This is a genomic window from Nonomuraea sp. NPDC049141, from assembly GCF_040648415.1.
Lineage (GTDB): Bacteria > Actinomycetota > Actinomycetes > Streptosporangiales > Streptosporangiaceae > Nonomuraea.
In genome coordinates this window covers 1-1,240 of record NZ_JBEZDR010000243.1, presented here as the reverse complement: position 1 = coordinate 1,240, position 1,240 = coordinate 1, and the positions used below count along the sequence as shown (strand labels likewise).

Annotated in this window: 2 protein-coding genes; one reads left to right on the top strand and one right to left on the bottom strand. The window is 66.0% G+C overall.

Going from position 1 to position 1,240, the window contains the following annotated elements:
• Positions 1–364 precede the first annotated feature (364 nt).
• A complete protein-coding gene (locus tag AB0B91_RS66195; protein WP_358343281.1) occupies positions 365–517 on the bottom strand; it encodes a hypothetical protein in 153 nt (50 codons plus the stop codon).
• A 254-nt stretch (positions 518–771) separates the two neighbouring features.
• Between AB0B91_RS66195 and AB0B91_RS66190 the strand changes: the two genes are divergently transcribed.
• Positions 772–1,074, top strand: coding sequence for a hypothetical protein (locus AB0B91_RS66190; protein WP_358343280.1), 303 nt, complete (start codon positions 772–774; stop codon positions 1,072–1,074).
• Positions 1,075–1,240: the final 166 nt, after the last annotated feature.

Genomic DNA, 1,240 nt, shown 5'->3' with positions numbered 1-1,240 from the left:
CAACAACACCTGGACCCTCGATCCCGCCACTCCATAACCAGCAGACGGGCCGACGCATACCGACCCGCCCACCAAGATCTTCAGGACACTCCTAGTTCTTGATTCTCACGAGGGGGTTCTTCTACGTGTGATCGCGATCGGCGTTCGGCCTGCACGTCTCATGGTTCGAGTGTCGGATGGTACGGAAGTTGCCGATCGACATCCACCCGTACTTCCTCGTCCTTCACCCGGCCACGGACCCAGAGGTTGCCGTGTCCGTTCCGTGCCCAACAGTGGAAGTAGATCACCTGCCCCCTGCGGAGCCTGGCCACGTTTCCGCACAGGTCCGCCCGCGGCCCTTTCGTGAGGTTGTAGGAGCCCTCCATCACGCCGTAGCCGCATCCAGGTTGGAGGTGGAGCCGCCGTACACGTCGCATGGAGGCGGGGTGGCCGACGTGGCCGGCCCGTTCACGAGTGCCGCCGCCATGACCGCGCCGGTCGTAACCAGCATCCCTACGGGCTTGGTCCCGAAGCGCATATTGCCCCCTTTGTCCTGCTGATCGACTGGCGATCCACATGGTGCGCCGGGCGGTGTTGAGAACTTGTTGAGGACTCGTTGAGGGGACGGGGCGCAGGCTTGATCCTCGTCCACGCCGAGGGCGGGGGCGACGTTGCGGAGGTGAAGTCAGCGCCGCCGCCACCTGCGGCTGTCCCAGGGTGCGGCTGACCGGGAGGCGACGGATTCGCGCCAGGTCGGGGCGGATAGCCTCCACCTGGCCGGTGGTGTCGAGCATGACGACGCACGAGCGCCTGGTTCTCCGACGCCAGCACAGCCTGGCAGATCGCGAGAAGGAACGTCACCAGGAGCATCACCGGAACCGCGCGATGAACGTCCAGATAGGACAGGCCCAGATGGCCGACCACGGCTTCGCCGAAACCCGGAAGGAATCCCTCGGCTTGTTCGGCCGTTCCCGACAGGGCCGGCGCGATCCAGGGCAGCAGTCCCGAAACGACCACGGCGGACAGCCCCGCCACCAGCCCAACGCGGGCCGCAGGATAGGCCCTGCCCTGATGGCTGCGCGGCTGCGCCGATAACTCGCTCATCCCCGTCCCGGACCCGACCGCCATGATCTCTTCGACAGGGGTCGATCGTGCCACGGGCACCAATGAAGCGCTCCGGCTTCGTTGGAGGCTCGTTCCCTTGAGAGGATCGAGTCATGGCAGCCAAGTCCCCCTATCCGCCCGAGTTGCGTAAGCGCGC

Excerpts from the sequence above, each read along its gene's own strand:
- AB0B91_RS66190 (WP_358343280.1), top strand. The coding sequence starts at position 772 with ATGACGACGCACGAGCGCCTGGTTCTCCGACGCCAGCACAGCCTGGCA.
- AB0B91_RS66195 (WP_358343281.1), bottom strand. The coding sequence starts at position 517 with ATGCGCTTCGGGACCAAGCCCGTAGGGATGCTGGTTACGACCGGCGCG.